Here is a 709-nt window from a genome sequence, read left to right as displayed (position 1 = left end):
CGCGCTGTCACCGTTAGGTGTTGGAGATCTTGAACTGTTGAGCTGAACCGATGTCAAACCACTGTCCGATCGACAGTGGAGGTGGCAATGCAGGCGGCAAGCTTCAAACCGTGGCTGGCGCGTGTCGCGCAGCTGACGCGGCGCCAGCGCGAACAGTTGCTCGCGCTTTTACGCCCGATAGTTGGACTGGACCGTGTCTGTGCGACGATCGAGGAGGCCAGGAGCCCATCGTCATGTCCGGTCTGTGATGGTCGGCGGCTGCATCGCCACGGACACGACCGCGGCGTACAGCGCTATCGCTGCTGTGCCTGCGGCAAGACCTTCAGTGCCTTGACGGGTACGCCGCTTGCCCGGCTGCGCCACCGCGGCAAATGGCTCGACTATCTGGACGGCATGCTCGAGGGCCAGTCGGTGCGGAAAACGGCAGACCGGCTCGGCGTGCACCGCAACACCAGCTTCCGCTGGCGCCACCGCTTCCTGCACCTGACCGAGGATGACCGTCCTGCAGCGCTGGTCGGCATCGCCGAGGCCGATGAACTGTTCCTGCTCGAATCACAGAAGGGCTCGCGCACGCTCGACCGGCCGCCGCGCAAGCGCGCAGGTGTAGCCAGCCGACGCGGCATCAACGGTGAACACGTCTGCGTGCTGGTCGCCCGCGACCGCACCGGCGCCACCTTCGATTTCATTACCGGCCGGGGCGCCGTCACCA

Annotated in this window: 1 protein-coding gene; it reads left to right on the top strand. The window is 65.7% G+C overall.

Annotation, left to right across the window (positions count from 1 at the left end; genetic code table 11):
- Positions 1 to 87: 87 nt before the first annotated feature.
- A partial coding sequence (locus FG94_RS27115) for an IS1595 family transposase (protein ID WP_036208381.1) occupies positions 88 to 709 on the top strand: 622 nt, incomplete at its 3' end.

This window comes from Massilia sp. LC238 (genome assembly GCF_000735635.1).
In the GTDB taxonomy this organism is placed as follows: domain Bacteria; phylum Pseudomonadota; class Gammaproteobacteria; order Burkholderiales; family Burkholderiaceae_D; genus Telluria; species Telluria varians.
Note: the sequence above shows the minus strand (reverse complement) of the source record. Positions and strands in the feature narration are given on the sequence as shown.